The organism is Kribbella ginsengisoli (assembly GCF_039537185.1).
GTDB lineage: Bacteria > Actinomycetota > Actinomycetes > Propionibacteriales > Kribbellaceae > Kribbella > Kribbella koreensis.
This window is the reverse complement of record NZ_BAABAA010000002.1, coordinates 1,042,425-1,067,913: the sequence shown is the minus strand read 5'-3', so window position 1 is coordinate 1,067,913 and position 25,489 is coordinate 1,042,425. Positions and strand designations below refer to the sequence as shown.

Here is a 25,489-nt window from a genome sequence, read left to right as displayed (position 1 = left end):
TCCAGTTAGCCGAGGTTGACCGGGAGTTCCGCGAGGCCGCTCACCAGCACCCGGCGCCATTTGAGCTCCTCGGCGGGCTTGGCGAGGCTCATCTTCGGGAAGCGGCGCAGAAGCGCGAGCAGGGACTCCTGCAGCTCGATCCGGGCGAGCTGCGCGCCGAGGCAGAAGTGCGGCCCGAAGCCGAACGACAGTTGCTTGTTGTCCTTGCGATCGAGCTGCAACTCGTCGGGATTCTCGAACTGACGCGGATCCCGGTTCGCCGAGTTCAGCGCGGCCATCACGCCTTCACCAGCCTTGATCTGTACTCCGTGCAGCTCGACATCCTCAACAGCCACGCGCAACTGGCCGACCTCGCTGAACCGGTTGAAGCGCAGCAGCTCCTCGACCGCGGACGGCACCAGCTCGTGGTCGCCGACCAGCCGGGCCCAGTTCTCCGGCCAGCGCAGCAGGGTCGCGACGCAACTCGAGATCTGGTTCGCCGACGTCTCGTGGCCGGCCACGAGCAGGTTGACGCCGAACGAGATCAGCTCGTCATGGCTGAGCCGATCGCCTTCCTCTCGCGCCCGGACGAGCTCGTCGAGCAGGTCCTCGGCGGGCTGGTCGGTGGTCGCGAGCTTGCGGGTGACCAGCTCGTCGATGTACGCCGTCAGGTCGGTCATCGCCTGTTCGACGAGATCCTTCTCGGCCATCCGCATGCTGTAGCCGAGTTCCGTCCATTCGCGGAACTGGTCGCGGTCGGCGTACGGGACGCCGAGCAGTTGGCAGATCACCTGGATCGGCAACGGGAGCGCGACCAGTTCGCGGATGTCCGCGCCGTCGCCTGCCCTGGCGACGTCGTCGGCCAGTTGCGCTGACAGCTCGGCGACCCAGGGGCGGGTGCGTTCGATGCGCCGGTGCGCGAAGGTCGTCGAGACCAGTTTGCGCAGCCGGGTGTGCTCGGGCGGGTCGGTGGTGGTGAGGCTGTTCGGCATCGGCTTGGCCAGCGCGACTCTCGGGGCGCCTTGCTTGACGACTGCTGCCCGGGAGAATCGGGGGTCGGCGAGGACCATGCGCACGTCGTCGTACCGGGTCACCAGCCAGACCTCGGCTCCCGCGAGCGTCCGCACGCGCGCGACCGGGCGGCCTTCGCGCAGTTCGGCGAAGGTCGGTGAGGGGTCGAACTGGAAGGCGTCGGCGAACGGGATATCAAGCACCGGTTCCGTCATACCTCCGACCCTAAGCGGGTTAGGTAACCCTTCGCTCAACGCTCCAGCGGGTCGGGTTGGTGTCGCCGCCGAGGCCGCGGAGGAGGGTGTCGATCAGTCGGGTTGCCAGCGCATCGGTGTCGGCCTCGCCGGCGTCGGCGGTGGAGCGATCAAGACAGCCTAGGTTTCCCAGACGGGGACGGAGGGCAGGCCGCGGAGTTGGCGGGCGTCGTCGGTGAGTTCTTGGATGAGGGTCGTCTTGGCGGCGGTGTAGTCGAAGCCGGAGAGGCCTTCGGTGGCGAGTCGGCGTTTCAGTTCGGAGTACCGGCGGACAGCCTCGGGGGTCGCGCGGAGGTGGTCGCGCAGGATGCGCTGGTTGAGGCCGTCCCAGACCTCATCCGGGAAGACGTGCAGGTTGCTGGTGAGGATGCCATCGACAACGCGGGTGTAGGTGCGCCGGCCGGGCGGGCCGGCGGGCTCGTGGTGGAAGCCGAGGTCCGCGAGTTGCGGATCCTTGCCTGAGGCAACTTCCAGCGAGACGGCCCGGGCGGCGATGTCGATGACGGGCTTTGCGACCAGGCACGGCACCGCCGTACTGCCGATGTGCTCCAGCTCGGTGACCGCGTCCCCGAAGGCTTCCTGCAACTCCGCGGCCAACGCCGCATACTGCCCGGCCCAGGCCTCGTCGTACTCCGCCAGAATCGTCACCCAGGCAGGCTAATCGGGGCGAAGGTCCTCCGGTACGCCGTCGGTGTCGTCGCGAGGGTTTTGGCGAAGTGCTGGCGGAGGAGGAGCGGGCTGCCGAAGCCACACGAGGTGGCGATCTGGTCGATGGTGAGGTCGGTCGTCTCGAGCAGCTCCTGGGCACGGGTGATGCGTTGGCGGATGAGCCACTGGAGCGGAGTACTGCCGGTCTGCGCTCGGAACTGGCGGCTCAGAGTGCGCGTGCTCATCGACGCTTGCGCGGCGATCGAGGCGAGGGACAGCGGCTCGGCCAGGTTCTCCTGCATCCACCGCATCACCGGCTCGAGCGAACCCTTGCCGGCGACGGTCGGTGCGGTGATGAACTGCGCCTGCCCACCATCGCGATGGGGTGCCATCACCAGTCGCCGTGCCACGTTGGCCGCGATCGCCGAGCCGTAGTCCCGGCGTACCAGGTGAAGACAGAGGTCGAGCCCGGCCGTCACCCCTGCCGAGGTCAGCAGGTCCCCGTCGTCGAGGTAGAGCACATCGGTCGCCACCTCGACCTGCGGATACTCGCTCGCGAGCCGCTCCGCGTGCGCCCAGTGGGTCGCGGCGAACCGTCCATCGAGCAGACCGGCCTCGGCCAGCGTGAACGCACCGGTGCAGATGGATGCGATCCGGATCCCTCGCCGATGCGCTTCCCGCACGAGCGCGACGACCTCGGCCGATGCCTTGTACGCCGCGGGCACGATGATCGTGTCGGCCTCCAGCGCTTCCTCGAAGCTGTACGGGGCTTGGGCGCGGAAGATCTCCAAACGGTGCGCGCGCACCGTCGTACCGGCCCGGTCGCCGCAGACGCGCACGTCGTACAACGGCTCTCCGCTGGCCGGGTCATGGGCAGCCGCAAACACCTGACAAGCGCCCGTGAGCTCGACCCCGACGACACCTTCGATGGCCAGCACCGCAACTGTCCTCATGGCTCGAATCTAGCCAACGCCGTCCATCGAGCCACTCTCGGCGGTGGGTGGCCGGCCGGGACCGACCTTGCGTACTGGTTGCTGGAACGAGCGCCGCGGTCGGTTGGTGGGGAGCTGCGTGGGGAGGGCCACGCAGCTCCCGGAGTACTACTTCGTGCCGAAGGTGTAGATGGTGGTGGAGGTGAAGGTTTGGCCGGGGCGGAGGACGGTGGAGGGGAAGGTGGGGTGGTCGGGGGAGTCGGGGAAGTGCTGGGTCTCGAAGGCGAAGGCGTCGCCCTGGCGGTACGACTTGTTGCCGATCCCCTGGAAGGTGCCGTCGAGGAAGTTGCCGCTGTAGAACTGGGCGCCGGGCTGGCTGGTGTGGACGGTGACCGTGCGGCCCTCGGTGGGCTCCCAGAAGCGGGCGGCGAAGCGGAGGCCGTCGTGGTCGGGCTTGCCGCTGAGGACGAAGTTGTGGTCGTAGCCACGCCCGATCACCAGTTGGGGGTGGTCGTCGCGGATCCGCTTGCCGATCGCCGTCGGGGTGTTGAAGTCGAACGGCGTACCGGCCACCGGAGCCAGCTCGCCGGTCGGGATCAGGCCGGCGTCCACCGGCGTGTACTTCGCGGCCTTCAGCTCCAGCACGTGGCCGTCGATCGAGCCGGTGCCCTCGCCAGCGAGGTTGAAGTACACGTGGTTGGTCAGGTTGAGCACGGTCGGCTTGCCGGCGACCGTCGCGAGGTAGTCGATCCGCAGGTTGTCCTGCTTGTCGAGCGTGTACGTGACCGTGCTGGTCAACTCGCCCGGGAAGCCCATCTCGCCGTCCGGGCTGACATAGGTGAACGCGACGCCGACCACCTTGTCGGTCTTCACGACCTTGGCCTTCCAGACCTTCTTGTCGAAGCCGATCGTGCCGCCGTGCAACGCGTTCTCGCCGTTGTTGACCGGGATCTGGTACGTGTGACCGTCGAGGGTGAACTTGCCCTTGGCGATCCGGTTCCCGTACCGGCCGACGGTGGCGCCGAAGTACGGGCTGAGGGCCGCGTAGTCGGGCAGGTTGTCGAAGCCGAGGCTGATGTTCTCGACCCGGCCGCGCCGGTCCGGCGTCTCGACCCGCTGGATGGTCGCCCCCCAGGTCAGCATCGAGATCGTGGTCCGGCCGTTGGTGAACGTGTAGACGTCCACGCCGACGCCTTCGGGAGTGGTGCCGAACGGATCCTTGCGGATCTCCAGCTTTCCGTGACCGTGCTGCGCATTCATGGCGGCGACCCTATCCGGGCTCGCGTCCGCGGTGCTGCTCAGCGCACCGGCCGCGGCGGCGCCGAGACCGAGCGCGCCGGCGGTGCGCAGTACTTGTCGGCGGGGCAGGTTGTCTGACATGGAATCCCCTCACTTGTGCTGGGCGGTCGTCGGCGGGGAGAGCGTGCACATGGCCGACCCGGGCACTGTAAGCAGGGTTGTCCAGTGTTTGGAATAGTTTGTAACGGTTCGAATTCGTCCGATGACTGGCCGGTATCGGCCAGTGTGACTGTCGTATTGACCAGATCCGTCCGGCTCGGGGCTGGTTGAAGCCTTACCGACGGTGGGGCTCGGCGCCGACGATGGAGCCATGACTCAGACAGCGCTTCTCGTGATCGACGTCCAGGAATCCTTCCGGGTTCGGCCGAACTGGAGCGAGGTGAACCACCCCGACATCGCCGACCGGGTGAACCGCCTCGTCCGCGCCGCGCGCGCGAACGGCGACCTGGTCGTCTGGGTGTTGCACACCGAACCCGGGACCGGGGGCGCCTTCGATCCGGCCAACGGTCACGTCCGGTTCATCGACGGACTCGAGCCCGCCGAGGGCGAACCGTTGCTGACCAAGACCTCACACAACGCCTTCACCACGACCAATCTGCAGCAGCTCCTGACCCAGCACGGCGTCCGCGAGGTCGTCGTCAGCGGGATCCGTACCGAGCAGTGCTGCGAGACGACCGCGCGGGTCGCCTCCGATCTCGGGTACGACGTGACGTTCGTGACCGAGGCGACCGCGACCACGCCGTTGCCGCACTGGACGATGCCGGCCGACGCGACCCTGGCCGACGTACTGGCCGACCCGCGGACGCTCTCCCCGGAGACGATCGTGGAGCGGACCGAGTACGTGCTGGCCGGCCGGTTCGCCACCATCCGGACACTGGACGAGGTTGCGCCACCGGTTCTGGCATCCTGACCGGATCATGCCTACCCGGGTCGTCTTCTTCCTGCTGCCGAAACTGCACCTGCTGGACCTCGCCGGTCCGGCCCAGGTGTTCTCGACCGCGAACGACCTCGGGTACGGCTACGACCTGACTTACGTCGCGGAGTCGGCGGAGATCGTCACGGCCCAAGGGGTGCCGGTCAAGGCGCAGTTGGAGTGGCCGGAGCTTGGGTGCGCCGACCTGATCGTCGTACCGGGCTGGCGCTCGCCTGCCTTCACGCCGACTCCGCACATGTCCGCGATGGCCAAGCATCGGCTGCGGGCTCATCATGCGGCCGGTGGTTCGGTGGCCAGCGTGTGTTCTGGCGCCGATGCGCTGGGCGCCGCCGGGCTGCTCGACGGGCGGCGCTGCACGACGCATCACGACCTCACTGATGAGCTGGCCGCGCGCTACCCGAAGGCGCACATGGTCCGCGATGTCCTGTACGTCGTTGACGACCGGGTGATCACCTCGGCCGGGATCGCCAGCGGTATCGACCTAGCGCTGCACCTGGTCGCCGCCGCCCGCGGAGCCGAGGCGGCGGCCCGAGTCGCTCGCCAGATGGTCGTCTACGCCCGTCGCAACGGCGACGACCGCCAGGAGAGCGCGATGCTCCGCCACCGCGGCCACCTCAGCGACCTGGCCCACCGAGTCCAAGACATCATCGACAGCCGGTACGCCGACCAGCTCCGCCTAGCCGACCTGGCCGCCGGCGTAGGCGTCAGTGAACGGACCTTGACCCGACTCTTCACGACCGCCACCGGCCTCACCCCGTTGCGCTACCAACAACTCCTCCGCCTAGAACGAGCCGAACACCTGATCAGCCACGGCACCACCGTAGAAGCCGCAGCCCGAGCCGTCGGCTTCGAAGACGCCCGAATGCTCCGCCGCCTCCGCTCCAGAACAATCCCAGCCTGACTGGCGGTGTGCCGCGTCGGGTGGGGGGCTCGGATGGCTTGGTGGCTGGAGTACGTGTCCCCACCCGTGCTCGTGCTGCGCGCACAGTCTTGAGCCCACCCGAACCACTGGGAGTGCGCTGCGTTGGGTGGGGGACTCGGATGGCCGGCGCGGGCTGGCGTGCGGGGCCTCGGTCGGTCACTTGCCGATGGTCGCGTTGCCGTTGGTGTCCTTGTCGCCTCGGTGGGTGCGGGCGATCATCGCGCCCTACTCGCACCCTGGCTGGCGGGGGTCGGCTGGCGACTTGTTCGGCGGCTGACGTCCTGTAGGCGGGCAGTCGCCGAACAACCGGCGTTCGCTCGCAGGGCTCGTCCCGGGGAGCGGGTGCTGCGTGCCACTGGTACCGAACCCGGCAGTGCCCCTTCCCGGGTCGGGAGGGGGCACTGCGGTGTGGTGCGCGATGCGAGTGCGGGTGGGCGAGTGCGCCGACCGGAGCAACCGTTTGAGTCCTTTAGTCGACGCGGTGACCCGCGGGTGGTTCGGGTGGGCTCAAGACTGTACGCGCAAGGCGAGTACGGGTGGGGCTGCGTATGGTCGGTGGGTTAGCCGACGAGGGTGACGGTTTGGGTTGCGTGGTTGAGGGTTTGGGTTAGGGCGGTTTTGTCGGTGGGGCGGCCGCCTACGGTTAGTTCGACGTAGGCGCGGCCGTCGCCTAGTTGGTCGGCGTAGCGGGTGGTGGCGAGGCGCTGGGCGCCGGTGGTGTCGCGGTAGGTGTAGGTGATGTCGTAGTAGGCGACGGTGGGGGCGTTGCCTTGGACGAGGGTGGGCTTTTTGCCGGAGCTCTGGGAGATGATTTTCAGGCCGGGGACCTTCTTCAGGGCGGCGAGCTTTTGGGCTTGTACGGAGCGCGGGCTGTACTTGCTGTAGATCGCGCGGACGCGTAGCTGCGAGGTGCCGTTGGTGAAGCGGGCCTGGAACTTGTCGAGTTTGGTGAACTTCCAGCCCTTCGGGGCCTGCACGGTGACGTTGCAGTGGTCTGCCGAGGTTCCCCAGCACTTGTAGGTGTAGCTCGGGCTCGAGGCCTGGGTGGCGGCGTCGCTGGGGAGGACGGTGGCGAGCATGCTTGCGGTGCCGAGCATCGCGGCGGTGGCCAGGACCCGGGTGAAGTGCTTGTTCATGGTTCGTGCTTTCTGTTCTCGTCGCCGTGCCCCGTTGGCCTGGCACAACTGAGACGCGCGGTTCTGCGAAAAGTTGGGAGCAGTTTGCCCACGTGTCCGTTCGGGCAGGAGGGGCGAAGGTAGGCCTAGCACCACCGGTCCACGGGGGCTGCCACTCCTGAGAACTCGGCAGCCAGCCGCCAGGCTCGTCGTGAGCGGGTACAGCGCCCGTGCGGGGACGGCGAGAGGGCTAACCAGGATGAGCAGGGGATCGGTGACGGTGCGCGTCGCGCGCTGGAGTGCTACCCATCCATGGCGGGCGATCGGCTTGTGGCTGATGCTCGTCGTCGTCGCGGTCGGACTGATGGTCGCGATACCCACCCAGAAGACGAAGGCCGAGGACACCTGGATCGGTCAGTCGGGGACGGCTTCGGAGCTGATCCGCGATGCAGGGCTGGAGGGGAAGCCGAGCGAGACCGTGCTGGTGACCGACGCCGGCCAAAAGCTGGACAAGGTGGCAGCGACGGCGGCGTTCGCGCAGTTGCGGCAGAAGATGACGGCGATCGACGCGGTGGCCTCGGTGGGGCAACCGGTCTGGTCGGGCGACGGCAAGGCCGCGCTGCTGCCGATCTCGTTGAAGGGTAACGAGGACGACGCCGCCGACAACATCGACAAGTTGCTTGCGGCAACCGCTGAGGTGCAGAAGTCCAATCCGGAGCTGACGATCGAGCAGGCCGGTGGCGCGTCGCTGGACAAGGGAATCTGGAAGCAGGTCGGCGACGACCTCGCGCGGGCGGAGAAGATCAGCCTGCCGTTGACGTTCGGGTTGATGCTGCTCGCCTTCGGTGCGCTGATCGCGGCCGGGATCCCTGTACTGCTGGCGTTCTCGGCCGTCGGGGCGGCACTCGGCTTCTACGCGCCGCTGTCCTACGCCTTCCCGGACGGTGGCTCGGTGGCGAACGTCGTCCTGCTGATCGGTATGGCGGTCGGCGTCGACTACTCGCTCTTCTACCTCAAACGCGAGCGCGAAGAACGGCGACGAGGTCATGGCACGGTCGACGCCGTCGAGATCGCCGCAGCCACCTCGGGACACTCGGTAGTGGTCTCCGGCTTCGCGGTCATCGTCTCGATGGCCGGCCTGTACGTCGCTCAGGACCCGGTCTTCTCCTCGATGGCCACGGCGACGATCGTTGTTGTCGCAGTTGCCGTGCTCGGATCGCTCACCGTACTTCCGGCACTGCTGGTGAAGCTCGGCCATCGGGTCGACCGCCCGCGCGTACCGTTGCTGTGGCGGCTCAACCGTCGCATCGGTCCGGGTGGCATCAGCCGGCGGATTCTGGCTCCCGTACTGCGCTTCCCCAAGGTCGCGCTGGTGATCTCGACCGTCGCGGTGGTGGCGCTCGCAGTACCGGCGCTGGGGATGAAGACCGAGCCGGGTGGGTTGAGCACCTTGCCGCAGAGCATCCCTGAGGTGAAGACGATGACTGCGCTGCAGAAGAGCTTCCCGTCGCAGGGCATGCCCTTCGATATCGTTGCGCAAGGCAAAGACGCGGCGGCCGGTCTGGTGAAGTTGCAGGACGCGGCGGTTGCGAGCAAGGAGTTTGTGCCCGGCGGTGAAGTGAGGCAGGCGGGCGATACCGCGGTACTGACGTTGGTGTCGGTGCGTCCGGATACGAGTGAGGACGCGCGGCTGGCTCTGGACAAGCTGCGTGACGAGCTGGCTCCGCAGACGCTGGGGTCGACGCGATGGGCGGTCGGTGGGGAGACGGCGCAATCGGCGGACTACGGGCAGCACCAGCGGGATCAACTGCCTTATGTGATTGCGTTCGTGCTCATTCTGACGCTGGTGATGATGGCGTTCACCTTCCGCAGCCTGGCGATCGCGCTCGTCACGACGTTGCTCAATCTGGCATCGGTGGCGGCCTGCTTCGGCGTACTGTCGCTGGTCTTCCAGCACACCTGGGCCGAAGGGTTGCTGGACTTCACCTCGCCCGGGTTCGTGGTGTCGTGGATCCCGGTGTTCCTCTTCGTCATCCTGGTCGGGTTGTCGATGGACTACCACGTGTTCGTGCTCGGGCGGATCCGCGAAGGGGTCCGCGACGGGCTGTCGCCGCAGGAGGCGGTGCGCAAGGGCATCACCGAATCGGCGGGCGTGGTGACGAGCGCGGCGGCCGTGATGGTCTCGGTGTTCGCCGTCTTCGCCTCGCTCGGGATGATCGAGATGAAGCAGATGGGCGTCGGCCTGGCGGTCGCCGTACTGGTCGACGCCACCCTGGTCCGGATCGTGATGCTGCCGTCGATCATGGTCCTGCTCGGCCGCAAGGCCTGGTGGCCGAACAAGCTCTCCGCGGCTCGGCCAGCACGCTCCGACGACCGTGAGCTTGTCACCGTATGAACAGCTGAGGGGGCCGGCGAGGTGCAACTCGCCGACCCCCTCGTCCTTGTCCGGCTACAGGTTGTACGCCGCGGTCAGCTTCGCGATCGCGTTGCTCAGTTGGCCGTCGAACGCCAGGTGCTCAGCATCCGACGTGAGCTTCGACGCAGCCTCGTCGAGGTTCTGCCCGATCTTGTTCTGAGCGATCCAGCGGGCGCCGGTGACGATAGCGTCGTCCTGGTTGGAGGTGTCCGCCGTCGTCAACTGCAGAGCCGCTGCCGCCTGACCGAGCTCGGCCAGCACAGTCGTTGCCTGCGGCCCCGACCAGTCCTTCACCTTCAGCGCCTGGTCGAGATGCGCGGTGGCCGCAACCACGTTCGGGTCGGACCCAGCCCGGCGCCGCAGATCGTTCCGCGTGTCCGAGACGTTCTCCCGGGCGGAGGCCTGCGTCGTGAGACCCCAGCCGAACGGGTACTGCGGGTCGTACGCCGCGTCGCCGACGTTGATCGGCTCCTGGGCCTCCGACTTCGGCCAGGTGACCGGCAGCCGGCCGCTGAACGGCTTCGTGCCGAAAAGTACGTCCGCCACGCCGGCGCCTTCGGTACCGGGCAGCCAAGACGCGACCAGCGCGTTGATCTTGCCGAGCTGGTCGGCGATCACCTGCGGGCGGCCGGACACGACCAGCACGACACACTTCATCGCGCCGCACACCTTGTCGACGGCAGCCTTGTCGGCGGCGGTCAGGCCGAGTGTCCGGCCGTTGTTGCCGACGTCGCCGATCCCTTCGGCATAAGGCTTCTCACCGACGACGACCACGCCCACGTCGTACCCGGTCAGCGGAGCCGAGGCATCCTGGCTGAACGTGGCGGTCGGTGCGACCTGCTTGATCCCGTCGAGGATCGTCGTACCGGTGGTGGTGTTGCCGGAGCCGCCCTGCCAGGTGATGCTCCAGCCGCCCATCTGGTTGCCCAGGTCGTTGGCGTTGCTGCCGGCCACGTAGACCTTGGCGGTCGGTGCCAACGGCAACAGGTTGCCGTCGTTCTTGAGCAGTACCTGCGACTTGGCGGCCGCCTCGCGACCGACCGCGCGGTTGGCGGCCGAGCCGACGGTGCCGAGCCGGGTCTTGTCGGCGTACGGGTGCTCGAACAGCCCGAGCTTGAACTTCTCGGTCAGGATCCGGCTGACGGCGTCGTCCACCCGGGCCTGGGTGAGCCGGCCGGCGGTGACCTCGTCGGTCAGGCCCTGGGTGAAGCCCTGGTAGTTGGTCGGCACCATGATCATGTCGAGCCCGGCGTTGATCGACGTCCGGATGTCGCTCGGGTAGTCGCCCGGCAGCTGGTCGATCGCCTGCCAGTCGCTGATCACGAACCCCTTGAAGCCCAGCTTGTCCTTCAGCGTGCCGTTGATCAGCGCGGCGTCGCCGTGCATCTTGGTCGGGCCGCTGATGGTCGCGCCGTTGTCGTCGAGGATCTCGACGCTCGAGTACGACGGCATCACGGTGCCGACGCCGAGATCGACCGCGGTCTTGAACGGCGCGAGGTGAATGTCCTCGAGCTGCTTCTGGGTCACCTGGGTGACGCCCTGGTCGATCTTGTAGCTACCCGTCGTGGACGACCCGTACGTCGTACCGCCGTCGCCGACATAGTGCTTGGCGGTCGCGAGCACCTTGTTGTACTTGCTCAGCTCGCTGCCGTCGGCCTTGCCCTGCATGCCGGTGACGACACTGGCCATCACCTTCACCAGCGCGGGGTCCTCGCTGTAGCCCTCGTACGAGCGGCCCCAGCGGTCGTCGCGGACGACGCAGAGGCAGGGGGCGAAGTCCCACGGGATGCCGGTGGCCCGGACCTCGGCCGCGGTCACCGCACCGGTCTTCTCGGCCAGTTCCTCGTCGTGGGTCGCGCCGATCCCGACGTTGTGCGGGAGGATCGTCGCGCCGATCACGTTGTTGTGGCCGTGGACCGCGTCGACGCCGTAGATCAGCGGGACCTGCAGGCGGGTGGCCTGCGCGTTCAGCTGGAAGGTGTCGATCATCGCGGCCCAGGCGGCCGGGGTGTTCGGCGATGGTACGGAGCCACCGCCGGACAGCAGCGAGCCGAGGGCGTAGGTCGCGATGTCGCTCTTGGAACGCAGCGCGTTGCGCTCGGTCTGGGTCATCTGGCCGACCTTCTCGGCCAGGGTCATCCGGCCGAGCAGGTCCTGGACCCTGGTCGCCACGGGCAGGGCCGGGTTCAGGTACGGGAGGTCGTGCGCGTTGATGACGACCTTCGGCTGGGTGACCGGCGGCTTCGCACCGGTGACGGTGAGGTCCAGCGGGATCGTCTCGGCGACCTCCGCCGTGGTGTCGCGCTGGGTGATGACCTTGACGGTCTGGGAGGTGCCTGACGGCGTACCGGCCGGGAAGGTGATGACGCCGGATACCGGGGTGTAGTCGCCTGCTCCGGCGGTGCCGGTTCCGGTCCGGTACTCGACGGTGACGGGCTCCTCGATCGGTACCGAGCCGGTGGTGGCGAGGCTGATCTTGACCTTCGCCGTACCACCTTCCTTGACCGGGTAGACGTCCGCGTCGGTGACGATGCTCGCCTTCAGCGCCGGATCCGCCTTGCCGTAGACCTCGACCTGGTCGATCGCGAACTCACCAGGAGTCCCGACCGGCATGGTGATCGCATAGCCCCACATCTTGTCGAGGTTGAGCACGTGGTCGATGCCGCCGACGGGCTGGTAGTCACCGCGGTAGGCGAGGTCGGCGAACGGGATCTCGACCAGGTGCCAGCCCTGCCAGTCGTCGGTGAAGCTGGTGTTCCACAGCTCCGACGCCTCGGCGTTCGCGCCGCCGTCCTTGATCTCGAAGAAGATCCGCTTGCCCGAGCCGGGCGGCAGCGGCGCGGTGTTCTGGCCGTACCACCAGAACCGGATGCCCTTGTGCGCCGACCAGTCCTGCGGGTTCTGGTCGTACTGCACGTCGTGGCTGAAACCGCCGTACCCGCTGATGTTGTACGTGCCGTGCAGCACCTTGCCGCCGACCGGCGCGTCGGCGCGGGCCTGGAACTCCATCGTGGGCGGGTCGTCGGCATCGCTGCCCCACCCGAAGATGCCGGCGTTGGGCGGCGAGGCGAACTGCTCGCCGCCCTCGAACGCCGCCAGCACGAGCGGCGCCGGGTCGTCGGCGTTGGCCTGAGCAGCCACTCCGAGCGGCAGCAGGCCGGCCAGCAGCGCGACGGAGCTGACCACCGCCGTCCGCCGTCTGGAACGAATCGATCGATTGACAGGCCACCTGGGCATGGGCGACTCCTCCAGCTTCGCTGCGCGAGCCTCACGCACGCGTCGCGCCCGACTCTCAGCCCTCGAACCGATGGCGTCAATACCCCGGCGGTTCCGGAACTAGAGCGCTCTCACTCCGCAAGATTCCCCCCATGGAGCCGGTTCCTGAGGTAAGCACTGCCCAGTACTTCGGGCCGCATGTACGGCCGTGAGCCACCCGGCGCATGCCAGAACCGGACGAGCTCGGCCCGGTCGATGACGACCTCCCCGAACGTGGTGTCTTGGCGGGCCCGCACCCAGTCGATGAGTCGGCCGGGGTCGGGGATGCCGGTGGTGAAGTGGACGAGGTTGAGATACCAGATGTCGCGCCGGCCGTCGGGGAGTTCGTGCCAGGCGTCGTCGCCGAGCTCGTCCTCGAGCCGGTCCATGAAGAGGTCGGCCTGGTCGTCGAGGGGGACGGCGCAGGCCATCACGGTGCCGCGAGTGAGGGTGAGGCCGGTGACCTCGACGCGGGCAGGGCCGGTGGCGGCTCGTTCCATGGCGGACAGGTAACGCTTGATGGCCGGCTCGTCGGGGTCGACGGTGGGGCGGTAAAGCTCGAGCGCGCGGACCGTGAGGTGGGCGGAGCCGAGTTGGCCGGTCTGCCAGTGGCCGTCAGCGCCGGCGTCCGGCCCGTTGGCCAGGGCTGCCGCCTCCGCTGTCAGCTGGTCGAGGGTTCGGCTCAGCGGGGAGTCGGCCGGCGGGCGTAGTACGACGCTGACCGGCCAGCGGCCGCCTTCCTCGGGCGGGGTGTCGCGGGTGTGGTTGCCCTGGGCGATCAAAGGGGTGGATTCGGTGAACAGTTGATTGAACTTCGGCGGGTTGATGGGGATTCCCCTCGTTGTCGGATGGAGCTCTGGACAGGGTCTGGTTGCTGCGTCACGGTGGTGCGAGGTTCGCGAAGCTAGGGGAGGGGCTCTGTGAAGAAGTCGACGTATCTGGTGAGCAGTTTGTTGCTGATTGCTCCGGCTTTGGTGACGGCGGCGGTGGTGCAACCCGCTGTGGCCGCGCCGGTGGCGGCTCAGCCGTCCAAGATTCCGACACTGTTGAGGGACAGCGCGGCGCTTGCGGGCGCGGCTGCCAAGGCGAAGGTCAGTACGGCCTCGCCGGAGGCGCGTTCGCTGGGGATCAGCGGCAACGGGCGGATCGGAGTACAGGTTTATGCGGCTGCGCCGGTGACGGCTCAGCAGGAGGCGTCGCTCACCTCGCTCGGGGTGTCGGTGCTGAAGAACTCGGCCGACTTCAAGGCCGTGCCGGGCGCTGATCTGCCGACGACCGGTCTGCTGTCGACGACCGTTCCGTACGACAAGCTCGACGCGGTGGCGTCGCTCGGCTGGGTCAGCGCGTTGCGGCCTTCGTTGCGGCCGGCGGTCGACGTCGGGCCGATCGAGGCCGAGAGCGTGCAGTTGCACAAGGCCGACCTGGCTCAGGCGCGGGGGCTGACCGGCAAGGGGCAGAAGGTCGGCGCCATCTCCGGCGATGTCGATCACCTGGCCGAGTCGATCGCGCAGGGCGAGTTGCCGGCCGACGTACAGGTTCTGCGGCAGGCGGCGTACGACGATGACGAGGGCACCGCGATGCTCGAGATCATCCACGACATCGCCCCGGACGCGAAGCTCGCCTACGCCAGCACGCGGGACACCACGGCCGAGTACGTCGAGGCGTTCCACGAGCTCGCCAACGCGGGCGTGACGATGATCGCCGAGGACATCGCCCTCGACGACGAGCCGGCCTTCCAGCAGGGCATCGGCGCAGCGACGGCGGAGGGCCTGGCCGCGCACGGCATCTGGGTCAGCTCGTCGGCCGGCAACCTCGGTGGCCGGCATGCGCCGCGGGTCACCGCCATCGGCACCGGCAAGGGAGCCGACGGCGCGGTGGGTCCGTTCACCGGCTGCCCGAACGCGGTCGACAATGTGGTGAAGCTGCGTGGCGACGACACGACGTACGACCTCAACCTGCTGCCGGGGGCGACGGTCATGCCGACGCTGCAGTGGAGTGAGCCGCGCGCAGTCTTCCCGACCGCGGGCCAGGGCGGGTTCACCGACCTCAACCTGTACCTGATGGATGCCACCGGCACCAAGTGCCTCGCGGCCAGCAACGCCGTCCAGGCCGATGGCGTCGGCGACACCATCGAGCAGTTCATCTACCAGAACACGACCGGGGTGGCGCAGCCCGCCAAGCTCGTAGTGGACGTGCAGGGCACCTCGTCGGCCAAGAAGGCGCCGGTGCTCGACCTGCGCTGGCGCGCGCTGTCGGCCGGCGTCCAGACGATCGACCCGCCGGAGCGGGCCGGTTCGATGAACCCGGACTCCAACTACCTGGGCTTCGCGACCAGTGCCGGCGCTGTCAACGCCAGCACCTCGGTCGACCCGAAGACGATCGCGCTGGAGGCGTTCAGCGCGGCCGGCCCGACCCAGATCATCACCACCACGCGCTGCCCGGGCGGCAAGCCCGGTCCGTGCAAGGGAGTCAGTGGACCGCTGTCCCAGAGCTTCCCGGCGCCGTACTGGACGGCCTCTGACGGCGTCTCGGTCAGCGGCGTAGGACCGTTCGGCTCGGGCACCTGCCCGACCGCGGTGGAAGGCCAGTGCCGCTTCTTCGGTACGTCCGCCGCGGCCCCGTCAGCGGCCGGAGTGGCCGCCCTCACCAGGCAGGAGTTCGGCGGCAAGATCCATCCCGTCGTGCTGAACACCATCCTCGCCGCCCGAGCCGTCCACCGAGACGGCGCCGCCTTCGGCGCCGGAGTACTGAGCGCCCGCTAACCGACCCTTACGTCCGAAGAAGTGGAGGGACGTCACTTCCACTTCTTCGGACGTAAGAGGGATTAAGAAGCTGGAGTGGGGATATTCAGTGGGAATTCAGTAGGTGAGGTGCTGGACCGGTTCAGCACCTCACCTATTGGATGGAGGCATGACAACACGGTTTGGATTGTTCGTTCCACAAGGGTGGAAGATGGATCTGGCGGGGTTCAGCGACCCCGTCGAGCAGTGGGAGGCGATGACCGCCGTCGCGAAGAAGGCCGACGAGGGGTCCTGGGACTCGATCTGGTTGTTCGACCACTTCCACACGGTGCCGGAGCCGAGCACCGAGAGCACCTTCGAGGCCTGGACCACGACCGCGGCGCTGTCCCGTGACACCAAGCGGGTGAACATCGGCCAGATGGTCGGCTGCAACGGCTACCGCAACCCGGCGCTCTACGCCAAGATCGCCTCCACCGTCGACGTCGCCAGCCACGGCCGCCTGTACGCCGGACTGGGCGCGGGCTGGTACGAGCACGAATGGAAGGCGTACGGCTACGAGTGGCCGGAGCTCAAGGACCGGATGGGCGCGTTCCGCGAGGCCACCGAGATCATCTACAAGATGTGGACCGAGGACGAGCCGGTCTTCGACGGCAAGTACTACTCGATCGACAAGCCGATCAACGAGCCGAAGGGTGTCCGCAAGCCGCACCCGAGTTTCTGGATCGGCGGCGGCGGCCCGAACGTCACCCTGAAGCTGGTCGCCAAGTACGCCGACGCGGCCAACATCGGCGGCGGCAACCCCGAGGTGATCAAGGAGAAGGCGGCGATCCTCAAGGGTCACTGCGACGCGATCGGCCGCGACTACGACGAGATCATCAAGTCGACCGGGATCAACGCGTTCCCGATCGACAAGGGCGACGACCCGGTCAAGGCGACCGGGAAGGCGCTCGGCCCGATGAACCGCGAGCGGTTCGACAAGGACAACCTGATCGGCACCGAGGACGAGATCGCGAACAAGGTCGAGGCGGCCCTCGAGGCCGGCGCCGACTACGTGATCTTCTACGTCCCCGGCGTGGCCTACGACCTCGACCTGGTCGACCGGATGGAGCAGATCACCAAGCGCTTCGCCTGAGGCCGGCCTGCAAGGCAAAGCTGAAACATCCTCAACTAAGCGCTTGATCACGTAAAGGGCGACGCCACGAAACCGGGGGGAGAGGTTCCGTGGCGTCGCCAGGGGCGCGCCTAAGGGAGGGGTGGGGGCAGGCGCGCCGGCCTTGGGGGTGTCTGCTCAGCCGCCGAGGAGGCCGCCTCCGAGGATGCCGAGCAGACCGAGCAGCGAGAGCAGGTTGCGGATGACCTGGTCGACGGCCTTGGTGCCGCCGGTCTGGAACGCGGTCACGCACTTCTGCAGTTGCTGCTGGGTCGGGTGGGTGATGGTGACCTTCGACAGCTCCGACTGGCAGTAGGTGGTCGCCTTGGTCAGCTCGGTCAGCGTGCTGCCGACCGTGCCGACGATCAGGCCGACCGAGGTCTGCAGCTTCGCGACCACCGGCGGCGCGGCCGGCGGCTTGGTCGTCGGCGGCTTGCTGGCCGGCGGAGTGCTGGGCTTGCTCGTCGGAGGCTTCGACGTGGTGGGCGGGGTCGACGGCTTCGAGGTCGTCGGCGGCCGCTTGGTCGGGGACGTGGTCGGCTTGCCGTCGCCGCCCTGGACCATGGTCGGCGCCGGGGTCGGCTTGACCCCCGGGTACGTCGGGAGGTTGACCGCCTGCGGCAGGTTCTGGTCGGCCGGAGCGTCGATGTTCGGATCGTCGACCACGCCACCGGCCCGGTCGACACCTTGATCGTCGCCCTCGGTGCCGTTGCCGACGGCGATCCAGCTGCCGCCCGCGTACGCCTTGGCGATGCTGATCACCAGGTCGACGTACTGCTGCGAGTGGTTGTAGCGCAGGACGGCCGCATTGAGGTCGGAAGCCTTGGACAGGTTCCCGGTGCCGGAGCACAGGTAGACGGCCGTCGACATCGCCGCGTCGTCGATGTCCTGCGGGTTCTTCACCCCGTCGCCGTCACCGTCGACGCCCATCATCTGCCACGTCTGCGGGATGAACTGCATCGGCCCGACCGCGCGGTCGTACGCCGCGTCGCCGTCGAGCTTGCCGCCGTCGGTGTCGGTGATCTTCGCCGTGCCCGAACCGTCCAGCCGCGGGCCGAGAATGCCCGGCGTGACGACCCCGTTCGTCATCAGCGAGTTGCCGCCGAAACGTCCGTGGTTCGACTCGACCCGGCCGATCGCGGCCACCAGGGTCCAGGGCAACTGACAGGTCGGATCGGCCTGCGCCATCACCTGCTGAGCCCGCGAGTACGCCTTCAGTGCCGCGTTGGGAATGCCGTTGCGAGACAGGCCGGAGACCACTTGGGTCGGCTGCTCACCGGGGTCGACACCGTTGCCGACCACACCGTTGACCGCCACGTTCGCGGGGTCTTCGATCGGCTGCTTCGGTACGACGACCGGGTTGTTCTTCCCCAACCCCTGATCCAGCGCCGCGGTCGCGACGGCCGGATCGTCGGTGGCACTGACGGTGAACGCGCTCGCGAACAACGCCAGCGGGATCAGTGGCGCCACCTGACGCCACCCGCTCCCGCCCATGGCGCGACGCTTGCCCTTCGCCATCGATGATCCCCTCCGTGACTCATCGACCTGCCCCGCCCCACACTGCGGACAAATCTTCTCGTCTGTACCGGTGCCACCGTCCGTTATCGGGTCTAACGCACGTCCCGTGTGTGGGTTACGAGTCGGGCGCAGACAGTGCACGCACGGTCACCGGGTACCCATACTGGCGCGTAACAAGCCAGCTGTGAACCCCCTGGAGACCGCTTACTCGCAGAACTGCCCGATGAGAGCGTGCTCCCCGCCCACCCGGCGCACTGGTCTGTCGGGGAGAATGGCCGCCGTGCCCGACCTCACTGAGCAGTCCGCCAGCTTGTTCGACCGAGCCTCCGCCGTCACCCCGGGCGGGGTGAACTCCCCGGTCCGCGCGTTCCGCGCCGTCGGCGGCGTTCCGCGCTTCATGTCCTCCGGTGACGGATGTCACATCACCGACGTCGACGGCAACACCTACGTCGACCTGGTCTGCTCCTGGGGGCCGATGCTGCTCGGCCACGCGCACCCGGAGGTGACGGCCGCCGTGCAGGAGGCGGTCAGCCGCGGTACGTCGTACGGCACCCCGACCCGTCCCGAGGTCGAGCTCGGCGAGGAGATCGTCTCCCGCACGCCGGTGGACAAGGTCCGGCTGGTGTCGTCCGGCACCGAGGCGACCATGTCAGCGCTCCGGCTGGCCCGGGGCGCGACCGGCCGGGCCAAGATCGTGAAGTTCGCGGGCTGCTACCACGGCCACGTCGACGCGTTGCTCGCCCAGGCGGGCTCGGGCGTCATCACGCTCGGCATCCCCGGTACGCCGGGCGTCACCGAGGCGACCACCGCCGACACGATCGTCCTGCCGTACAACGACCAGGCAGCCGTCACCGCCGCCTTCGCCCAGTACGGCGACCAGATCGCCGCCGTCATCACCGAGGCCTCGCCCGGCAACATGGGCGTCGTCCCGCCGCTGGACAACTTCAACGCCTTCCTCGCCAAGACCTGCAAGGACAACGGCGCACTGTTCATCTCCGACGAGGTGATGACCGGCTTCCGGATCACCAAGTCCGGCTGGTACGGCGTCGACGGCGTCGTGCCGGACCTGATGACGTTCGGCAAGGTGATGGGCGGTGGCTTCCCCGCGGCCGCGTTCGGTGGCCGGGCCGACCTGATGTCGCACCTGGCGCCGGAGGGCTCGGTCTACCAGGCCGGGACGCTGTCCGGGAACCCGATCGCCACCACGGCCGGCCTGACCACGCTGCGGCTGGCCACGGACGAGGTCTACGCCAGGCTGGACGAGACCTCGGCGACCATCCGGCAGCTCGTCACGACGGCGCTGTCCAAGGAGGGTGTGCCCCATCACATACAGAACGCCGGGAACCTCTTCAGCGTCTTCTTCGTGGAGTCTTCGGAAGGCGCCGTGACATCAGCAGGGCCGATTCGGGACTTCGCCGGGGCCGGAGCCCAGGTACTGCCCAGATTCGCTGCGTTCTTCCATGCCATGCTGGACGCCGGCGTCTACCTGCCGCCGAGCGCCTTCGAGGCCTGGTTCGTGAGCGCCGCCATCGACGACGACGCGCTGGCCCAGCTCGAGACCGCACTTGCCTCCGCCGCCCGCGCGGCAGCGGCCGTAGAGAACTGAAGGGACCGGCAACGGTGACCGAAACGACGGTCGTGCACCTGATGCGTCACGGCGAGGTGCACAACCCGACCGGCGTGCTGTACGGCCGGATCCCCGACTTCCACCTGTCCGAGCTCGGCCGCAAGATGGCCGACCGGGTCGCCGAGCACGTGGCCGGCCGCGACATCGTGCACCTGGTCAGCTCGCCGCTGGAGCGGGCCCAGGAGACGATGGAGCCGATCGCCAAGGTGTTCGGCCTGACGCCGGACATCGACGAGCGGGTGATCGAGGCGGCCAACCAGTTCGAGGGCAAGAAGTTCGGCGTCGGTGACGGCGCGCTGCGCCAGCCGAGTGCCTGGTGGCTGCTGCGCAACCCGTGGAAGCCGTCCTGGGGCGAGCCCTACAGCCAGCTGGTACGCCGGATGCGCGACGCCATCGAGACGGCCCGGCAGAAGGCGGCCGGGCACGAGGCGCTGATCGTGTCGCACCAGCTGCCGATCTGGATCGTCCGGTCCGCGGTCGAGCACCGCCGGATGCTGCACGACCCGCGCAAGCGGCAGTGCAGCCTGGCCAGCCTGACCTCGTTCACCTTCCACGGCGACGCGATCGTCTCGGTCGGCTACGCCGAGCCCGCCAAGGACCTGCTCCCGGTCAAGAACCCCAAGAAGTTCTCGGGCGGCGCCTGATGCGTTTGCTCCGTACTACGTCCGTCGCGGCCGCCGTGCTGCTGGCCGCCACGGCCTGCAGCTCCGGTCAGGACGTGAAGGACACCCGCCAGGGCCAGACCGGTTTCGTCAGCGGCAGCGGCCGGGTCTCCAGCTTCGCGCCGGCCGACCGGGAGAAGGCGCCCGACTTCAAGGGCACCACGCTCGACGGCAAGGAATGGAACTTCGCCGACCAGACCGGCAAGGTCACCGTGCTGAACGTGTGGGGATCGTGGTGCCCGCCGTGCCGCAAGGAGGCGCCGGACTTCAGCGCCGCGGCCAAGGAGCTCGGCGCGAGCGTCCAGTTCATCGGCCTGAACACGCGCGATCTCGACCCGGCTCCGGCGAAGAAGTTCGTCGAGGCGTTCGAGGTGCCGTACCCGAGCATCTACGACCCGTCCGGCAAGCAGTTGCTGCTGTTCCGGGGCCAGAAGATCTCGCCGAGCTCGATCCCGGCGACGATCGTGATCGACAAGCAGGGCAAGGTCGCGTCGAGAGTGATCGGCAGCGTGACCAAGCAGACCCTGCTCGGCATGGTGAAGGACGCGAGTTGACCCGTGGGTGAGTGGTTCGCCCAGTCGATGACTGGTTCGATGCTGGTGGCACTGCCGATCGCGGTGCTGGCCGGTGCCATCTCGTTCTTCTCACCCTGCGTGGTTCCGCTGTTACCGGGCTACCTGTCCTACGTGACCGGGCTGTCCGCGGCCGAGCTCGGGTCCGAGCGCCGCGGCCGGATGCTGGCTGGGACGAGCTTGTTCGTCGCGGGCTTCTCCGCCGTGTTCATCCTGACCGGCGTGCTGTTCGGTGCCGTCGGCAACGCACTGCTCGATCACCAGGCAGTGATCACCAAGGTGCTCGGTGGCGCGACGGTCGTCCTCGGCCTGATCTTCCTCGGTGGCTTCGGTTTCGCGCAGCGCGACGTGCGGGTGCACCGGGTGCCGGCCGTCGGGATCGCGGCGGCGCCGTTGCTGGGCGTGCTGTTCGGCTTCGGGTGGACGCCCTGCATCGGGCCGACGCTCGGTACGGTGATGAACCTGGCCGCGACCGAGGGAAGTACCGGCCGGGGTGCGATCCTGGCGCTGGTGTTCAGCCTCGGGCTGGGCATCCCGTTCATCGTCGCGGCGCTCGCCTTCCGGCGGATGCTCGGCGCGGTCGCCTGGGTGCGCAAGCACCAGGTGATGGTGATCCGGATCGGCGGCGTGCTGATGATCGCCGTGGGGCTACTGCTGCTGACAGGAGTGTGGGACTCGATGACCGCCGAGCTCAGGCAATGGGTCGCGAACTTCGGATCGGCGGTGTGACGTGACGGACGTGAAGGATCGCGTCGAGGCGCCGACGCCGCCAGATCAGCCCGACCTGCCCAAGCTCGGCCTGATCGGCTGGCTGCGCTGGACCTGGCGGCAGCTCACCTCGATGAAGACCGCGCTGGTGCTGCTCTTCCTGCTCGCGCTCGGCGCGGTGCCGGGCTCGCTGATCCCGCAGACCGCGATCGATCCGGTCAAGGTCTCCGACTTCCTCGAGGCGCACCCCAAGCTGGGTCCGTTCTACGACAAGCTCGGGCTCTTCTCGGTCTACAAGTCGGCCTGGTTCTCGGCCATCTACCTGCTGCTGTTCATCTCGCTGATCGGCTGTGTGGTGCCGCGCCTTCAGGTCTACCTGAAGGCGATGCGGGCCCGGCCGCCGAAGCCGCCGCGCAACCTGAACCGGCTGGCGGGCTACCAGTCCTTCGAGGCCGGTACCGACGGCGATGTGCTGGAGCTGGCCGCGACCGAGCTGCGCCGGCGGCGTTTCCGGGTCGAGCTGTACGACGGCGCGGTGGCGGCCGAGCGGGGGTACCTGCGCGAGGCGGGCAACCTGCTCTTCCACTTCTCCTTGATCCTGGCGCTGATCGGCGCGGCCTGGGGTGCGTTGTTCGGATACCACGGCACCGTGCTGGTTGTCGTGGGCAACGAGTTCTCGAACTCGATCGCGCAGTACGACGACTTCAGCCCGGGCCGGGTGTTCAAGCCGGACGATCTGCCGCCGTTCTCGCTGAAGGTGGACAGCTTCACGGTCAAGTTCCAGACCGACGGCCCGCAGCGCGGGGCGGCGCGTGAGTTCAAGGCGCCGATCACGTACCAGGAGACGCCGGACTCGCCGGAGAAGTCGTACGACCTGCAGGTGAATCATCCGTTGCAGGTCGACGGTACCGATGTGCACCTGCTCGGGCACGGGTATGCGCCGAAGGTGACGGTTCGGGACGGGAAGGGTGAGGTCGCGTTCTCCGGGCCGGCGCCGTTCCTGCCGCAGGACAGCAACTTCTCGTCGTTCGGGGTGATCAAGGCGCCGGACGCGCGGCCGGAACAGCTCGGTTTCGAAGGGTTCTTCCTGCCGACCGGGGTGATCGATCCGCAGCGTGGGCCGACGTCGGTCTTCCCTGATGCGCTCAACCCGGTGCTGGCGATGACGGCGTACTACGGCCGGCCGTCGGTGGAGACGGGCAAGCCACAGTCGGTCTATCAGTTGGACAAGTCGAAGCTGACGCAGTTCTCTGGCGACGGTGGGGACAAGCTGCGTTTCCAGCTCGCGCCGGGGCAGAGCTTCAAGCTGCCGGACAACCGTGGCTCGATCACCTTCGACTCGTACGACCGGTGGGTGAAGCTGCAGATCAGTCACACTCCTGGTCTGCATCTGGCGCTGGCCGGGATCCTGCTCGCCATCCTCGGGTTGATGGGGTCGCTGTTCATCCACCCACGGCGTACCTGGGTGCGGGTCCGGACGCAGGACGGGCGTACCGTGGTCGAGGTCGCCGGGCTGGACCGGGGGCCCGAACGCGGCCTCGGGGACGAGATCCAGGCCATCGCAGTCGCCCTGAAGCCAGCGCCGCAATCAGCAGAACCGATGCAGGAGAAGCCATGAGCCCGGAGAACTACGCACACCTCTCCAACCTGGTCATCCCGACGGCAACCGTCATCTACATCCTCGCGATGGTCTCCCACACCCTCGAATGGGCGATGGGCCGGGCTGTGGTGACCGAAGCAGTTGCAGAAGACGCTCTGGTCACATCCGCCGTCGGCGCCGGCACCTCCGCACGGGCCGGGTCCGCCGGCGGCGCAGATGGTGTTACGTCAGCCGGCACGCTTACTTCAGCCTCTGGCTCCGCTGGGGCGTCTGCCACCTCCACCATCTCCGGCGCCTCCGCCGCAGGCGGAGGCGCCGGAGATGCTGTGCGGTCGGAGCGCGCGGATGCGGCTAGTCGGGTTGGGTTGTTGCTGACCTGGTTGGCGTTTTTGCTGCATTTGACTGGGGTGGTTACTCGAGGGCTCGCGGCTGGGCGGGTGCCTTGGGGGAACATGTATGAGTTCTCCATCACCTCTTCGCTGGCGGTAGCGGCTGTTTATTTGTTGTTCGTGCATCGGGCCAAGTTGCAGTGGCTGGGGCTGGGCGTCACGTTGTTCGTGGCCGCGGTGCTGGGGCTGGCGACCTTGGCGCTTTATACGCCGGCTGGGCCGTTGGTGCCGGCGCTGCACTCGTACTGGCTGGTGATTCACGTGTCGGCCGCGGCGATCTCCGGTGGCGCGTTCACCATCGGCGGGCTGGTTTCGATCCTGTACCTGGTCAAGGCGCGCGCCGAGCGGCGGGTGCTGGACGGCGGGACGATGTCGGCGTCGCTGAAGCGGCTGCCGAGTGCCGAGGCGATGGACGGTACGGCGTACAAGGTGCTGGCGTTCGCCTTCCCGCTGTGGACCTTCGGCGTGCTGGTGGCCGGGCCGATCTGGGCGGAGTACGCCTGGGGCCGGTACTGGGGCTGGGACCCCAAGGAGGTCTGGTCGCTGGTCACCTGGGTCGTCTACGCGGCGTACCTGCACGCTCGCGCGACGGCCGGCTGGCGTGGCCGCCGGGCCGCGACGATCGCGATCGTCGGCTGGTTCGTCTTCATCTTCAACTTCGTCGGCGTGAACCTGCTCGTGTCCGGCCTGCACTCCTACGCCGGGGTCTGAGCCATGAAGGAATTCGCCATCTACACCGGCCTGCGGCTGGTGCTGTTCCTGGTCTCCTTCGGCATCCTCTGGGTCGCCTTCCACACCTGGCTGAGCGCCTGGCCGCTGGCCCTGCTCGCCCTGTTCATCACCGCCATCCTGTCCCTGTTCGTCCTCCGCTCCGCCCGCGACCGGCTCGCCGCCAAGATCGACGAGCGAGCCGGCCGGATTGCGTCCCGGATGGAGGCCGCCCGAGCGGCCGAGGACGAGGACTGACACCGCCGTGCAGCAGCAGGGCCGCCGGGCGGTTGATCCCCCCGACGGCCCTCAGCCGGGTCAGCCGGCGATGGTCCAGGCGGTGGTGTACCACGTGCTCGAGCTCGCTGACTTCATCCCGGTCTCGAGGTGCAGGAGCGTCTTGTGGCGGGTTCCAGCGCTTCGCTCCAGCGACGTGTAGGTGAAGCTGGAGGAGTAGTACCTCACCGTCTCGGTCAGTGAGGCGCTCTTGGTGCTGTACTTGCCCGCCGACTTGGTGAGCACCTGCACCTTCAGCCGGACGACGTTCTGGTTGCCGACCGTCTTGTCGGTCTTCTTGAGATACGTGCACCACTTGTTCTTGCCGGCGCCGGACTTGCTCAGGCTCATCGTACGGAGTTCGCCGATCTTGTTCCCGAACCCGTCCTTGCGCAGAGCGATCACGCCGACGACGCTCTTGTACCCCAGCGCTTCACACGCCTGCGCGTGCTTGATGGGGCCGCCTGCGGCCTCGGCCGGGAGGGCGGCGGCGGACAACAGCCCCACCGGCAGGGCGAAGGTGCTGAGCGCGACCAGGAGCTTCTTCTTCATGGGACCCCGAAAGTTCTGGTGAGGGCGGACATCTTCTGGCGAGCCTATGACTCGGTCAGACCATCTCCGGTTCCCCTCCCGGTCGAGGTAAGTCAGGCGGCGTGATACCAGCGGCCGACTGGTACGCAGAGTGACGTAGAACACTGTCAGATTTCCCGCTAATTCATTTGTGCACTCCTTCACTTGAGTCGTAACGTGGTTGATGAAACGAAACCGTTTCG

The 25,489-nt window shown here is 68.0% G+C and carries 21 protein-coding genes; 12 read left to right on the top strand and 9 right to left on the bottom strand.

Annotated elements, in window-relative coordinates; translation table 11 throughout:
• Positions 1-5: 5 nt before the first annotated feature.
• The 4 genes from ABD768_RS12535 to ABD768_RS12520 all read right to left on the bottom strand — a co-directional run bounded on the left by ABD768_RS12535 (position 6) and on the right by ABD768_RS12520 (position 4,204).
• A complete protein-coding gene (locus ABD768_RS12535; protein WP_344840430.1) occupies positions 6-1,205 on the bottom strand; it encodes a cytochrome P450 in 1,200 nt (399 codons plus the stop codon).
• Between the two features lie 159 nt (positions 1,206-1,364).
• The gene (locus ABD768_RS12530) at positions 1,365-1,892 is read right to left on the bottom strand and encodes a GrpB family protein (RefSeq protein WP_344840429.1); all 528 of its coding nucleotides are present in this window, start codon (positions 1,890-1,892) and stop codon (positions 1,365-1,367) included.
• On the bottom strand, positions 1,889-2,845 hold the full coding sequence (locus ABD768_RS12525; RefSeq protein ID WP_344840428.1) for a GlxA family transcriptional regulator: 957 nt from the start codon (positions 2,843-2,845) through the stop codon (positions 1,889-1,891). The genes ABD768_RS12530 and ABD768_RS12525 overlap by 4 nt, the downstream gene beginning before the upstream one ends.
• Before the next feature lie 147 nt (positions 2,846-2,992).
• Complete coding sequence (locus ABD768_RS12520) at positions 2,993-4,204, bottom strand: aldose epimerase family protein (RefSeq protein ID WP_344840427.1); 1,212 nt, start codon at positions 4,202-4,204, stop codon at positions 2,993-2,995.
• Positions 4,205-4,433: 229 nt separating this feature from the next.
• On the opposite strand from ABD768_RS12520, the gene ABD768_RS12515 reads away from it, so the two are divergent.
• Positions 4,434-5,033, top strand: coding sequence for a cysteine hydrolase family protein (locus ABD768_RS12515; RefSeq protein WP_344840426.1), 600 nt, complete (start codon positions 4,434-4,436; stop codon positions 5,031-5,033).
• A 7-nt stretch (positions 5,034-5,040) separates the two neighbouring features.
• The gene (locus tag ABD768_RS12510) at positions 5,041-5,958 is read left to right on the top strand and encodes a GlxA family transcriptional regulator (protein ID WP_344840425.1); all 918 of its coding nucleotides are present in this window, start codon (positions 5,041-5,043) and stop codon (positions 5,956-5,958) included.
• Between the two features lie 581 nt (positions 5,959-6,539).
• On the opposite strand, the gene ABD768_RS12505 is transcribed toward ABD768_RS12510, so the two are convergent.
• Positions 6,540-7,115: a hypothetical protein gene (locus ABD768_RS12505; protein ID WP_344840424.1), complete on the bottom strand. Its 576-nt coding sequence runs from the start codon at positions 7,113-7,115 to the stop codon at positions 6,540-6,542.
• Positions 7,116-7,353: 238 nt separating this feature from the next.
• Between ABD768_RS12505 and ABD768_RS12500 the strand changes: the two genes are divergently transcribed.
• On the top strand, positions 7,354-9,489 hold the full coding sequence (locus ABD768_RS12500) for an MMPL family transporter (protein WP_344840423.1): 2,136 nt from the start codon (positions 7,354-7,356) through the stop codon (positions 9,487-9,489).
• A 54-nt stretch (positions 9,490-9,543) separates the two neighbouring features.
• Here ABD768_RS12500 and ABD768_RS12495 read toward each other — a convergent pair whose 3' ends face one another.
• Both ABD768_RS12495 and ABD768_RS12490 read right to left on the bottom strand, forming a co-directional pair.
• On the bottom strand, positions 9,544-12,747 hold the full coding sequence (locus tag ABD768_RS12495) for a glycoside hydrolase family 3 N-terminal domain-containing protein (RefSeq protein WP_344840422.1): 3,204 nt from the start codon (positions 12,745-12,747) through the stop codon (positions 9,544-9,546).
• 110 nt (positions 12,748-12,857) lie between these two features.
• On the bottom strand, positions 12,858-13,547 hold the full coding sequence (locus ABD768_RS12490; protein WP_344840420.1) for a hypothetical protein: 690 nt from the start codon (positions 13,545-13,547) through the stop codon (positions 12,858-12,860).
• A 138-nt stretch (positions 13,548-13,685) separates the two neighbouring features.
• Here ABD768_RS12490 and ABD768_RS12485 point away from each other — a divergent pair, with 138 nt between their 5' ends.
• Positions 13,686-15,527: a S8/S53 family peptidase gene (locus ABD768_RS12485; RefSeq protein WP_344840418.1), complete on the top strand. Its 1,842-nt coding sequence runs from the start codon at positions 13,686-13,688 to the stop codon at positions 15,525-15,527.
• A gap of 148 nt (positions 15,528-15,675) precedes the next feature.
• Positions 15,676-16,638, top strand: a complete 963-nt coding sequence (locus ABD768_RS12480) for an LLM class F420-dependent oxidoreductase (protein ID WP_344840416.1) — start codon at positions 15,676-15,678, stop codon at positions 16,636-16,638.
• A gap of 156 nt (positions 16,639-16,794) precedes the next feature.
• Here the strand turns inward: ABD768_RS12480 and ABD768_RS12475 are convergent, their stop codons facing one another.
• Entirely contained in the window at positions 16,795-18,174 is a 1,380-nt protein-coding gene (locus tag ABD768_RS12475) for a lytic transglycosylase domain-containing protein (RefSeq protein ID WP_344840415.1), read from the bottom strand.
• A gap of 271 nt (positions 18,175-18,445) precedes the next feature.
• On the opposite strand from ABD768_RS12475, the gene hemL reads away from it, so the two are divergent.
• From hemL to ABD768_RS12440, 7 genes are read left to right on the top strand one after another with little or no spacing between them, the layout of a single operon-like run.
• Positions 18,446-19,780, top strand: a complete 1,335-nt coding sequence (gene hemL / locus ABD768_RS12470; RefSeq protein WP_344840413.1) for a glutamate-1-semialdehyde 2,1-aminomutase — start codon at positions 18,446-18,448, stop codon at positions 19,778-19,780.
• 14 nt (positions 19,781-19,794) lie between these two features.
• Positions 19,795-20,445 carry a histidine phosphatase family protein gene (locus tag ABD768_RS12465; RefSeq protein ID WP_425552153.1) on the top strand — a complete coding sequence of 217 codons (651 nt, stop codon included), beginning with the start codon at positions 19,795-19,797 and terminating at the stop codon, positions 20,443-20,445.
• Complete coding sequence (locus tag ABD768_RS12460; protein ID WP_343975830.1) at positions 20,445-21,017, top strand: TlpA family protein disulfide reductase; 573 nt, start codon at positions 20,445-20,447, stop codon at positions 21,015-21,017. The genes ABD768_RS12465 and ABD768_RS12460 overlap by 1 nt, the downstream gene beginning before the upstream one ends.
• 27 nt (positions 21,018-21,044) lie before the next feature.
• Positions 21,045-21,764 (top strand): cytochrome c biogenesis CcdA family protein, encoded by a 720-nt coding sequence (locus ABD768_RS12455; protein ID WP_343975833.1) that lies wholly within the window; start codon positions 21,045-21,047, stop codon positions 21,762-21,764.
• Between the two features lies 1 nt (position 21,765).
• Positions 21,766-23,361, top strand: a complete 1,596-nt coding sequence (gene resB / locus ABD768_RS12450; RefSeq protein WP_343975836.1) for a cytochrome c biogenesis protein ResB — start codon at positions 21,766-21,768, stop codon at positions 23,359-23,361.
• Positions 23,358-24,443 carry a c-type cytochrome biogenesis protein CcsB gene (gene ccsB, locus ABD768_RS12445; protein ID WP_344840410.1) on the top strand — a complete coding sequence of 362 codons (1,086 nt, stop codon included), beginning with the start codon at positions 23,358-23,360 and terminating at the stop codon, positions 24,441-24,443. Before resB ends, ccsB begins: the two co-directional genes overlap by 4 nt.
• Positions 24,444-24,446: 3 nt before the next feature.
• Positions 24,447-24,698, top strand: a complete 252-nt coding sequence (locus tag ABD768_RS12440; RefSeq protein WP_343975841.1) for a DUF4229 domain-containing protein — start codon at positions 24,447-24,449, stop codon at positions 24,696-24,698.
• A 60-nt stretch (positions 24,699-24,758) separates the two neighbouring features.
• On the opposite strand, the gene ABD768_RS12435 is transcribed toward ABD768_RS12440, so the two are convergent.
• On the bottom strand, positions 24,759-25,268 hold the full coding sequence (locus ABD768_RS12435; protein WP_344840409.1) for a hypothetical protein: 510 nt from the start codon (positions 25,266-25,268) through the stop codon (positions 24,759-24,761).
• Between the last annotated feature and the right edge of the window lie 221 nt (positions 25,269-25,489).

Coding starts and splice junctions, on each gene's coding strand:
- ABD768_RS12460 (WP_343975830.1), top strand. CDS start 20,445: ATGCGTTTGCTCCGTACTACGTCCGTCGCGGCCGCCGTGCTGCTGGCC.
- ABD768_RS12520 (WP_344840427.1), bottom strand. CDS start 4,204: ATGTCAGACAACCTGCCCCGCCGACAAGTACTGCGCACCGCCGGCGCG.
- ABD768_RS12515 (WP_344840426.1), top strand. CDS start 4,434: ATGACTCAGACAGCGCTTCTCGTGATCGACGTCCAGGAATCCTTCCGG.
- ABD768_RS12475 (WP_344840415.1), bottom strand. CDS start 18,174: ATGGCGAAGGGCAAGCGTCGCGCCATGGGCGGGAGCGGGTGGCGTCAG.
- ABD768_RS12510 (WP_344840425.1), top strand. CDS start 5,041: ATGCCTACCCGGGTCGTCTTCTTCCTGCTGCCGAAACTGCACCTGCTG.
- ABD768_RS12500 (WP_344840423.1), top strand. CDS start 7,354: ATGAGCAGGGGATCGGTGACGGTGCGCGTCGCGCGCTGGAGTGCTACC.
- ABD768_RS12495 (WP_344840422.1), bottom strand. CDS start 12,747: ATGCCCAGGTGGCCTGTCAATCGATCGATTCGTTCCAGACGGCGGACG.
- ABD768_RS12455 (WP_343975833.1), top strand. CDS start 21,045: ATGACTGGTTCGATGCTGGTGGCACTGCCGATCGCGGTGCTGGCCGGT.
- ccsB (WP_344840410.1), top strand. CDS start 23,358: ATGAGCCCGGAGAACTACGCACACCTCTCCAACCTGGTCATCCCGACG.
- ABD768_RS12525 (WP_344840428.1), bottom strand. CDS start 2,845: ATGAGGACAGTTGCGGTGCTGGCCATCGAAGGTGTCGTCGGGGTCGAG.
- ABD768_RS12505 (WP_344840424.1), bottom strand. CDS start 7,115: ATGAACAAGCACTTCACCCGGGTCCTGGCCACCGCCGCGATGCTCGGC.
- ABD768_RS12435 (WP_344840409.1), bottom strand. CDS start 25,268: ATGAAGAAGAAGCTCCTGGTCGCGCTCAGCACCTTCGCCCTGCCGGTG.
- ABD768_RS12535 (WP_344840430.1), bottom strand. CDS start 1,205: ATGACGGAACCGGTGCTTGATATCCCGTTCGCCGACGCCTTCCAGTTC.
- ABD768_RS12480 (WP_344840416.1), top strand. CDS start 15,676: ATGACAACACGGTTTGGATTGTTCGTTCCACAAGGGTGGAAGATGGAT.
- ABD768_RS12440 (WP_343975841.1), top strand. CDS start 24,447: ATGAAGGAATTCGCCATCTACACCGGCCTGCGGCTGGTGCTGTTCCTG.
- hemL (WP_344840413.1), top strand. CDS start 18,446: ATGGCCGCCGTGCCCGACCTCACTGAGCAGTCCGCCAGCTTGTTCGAC.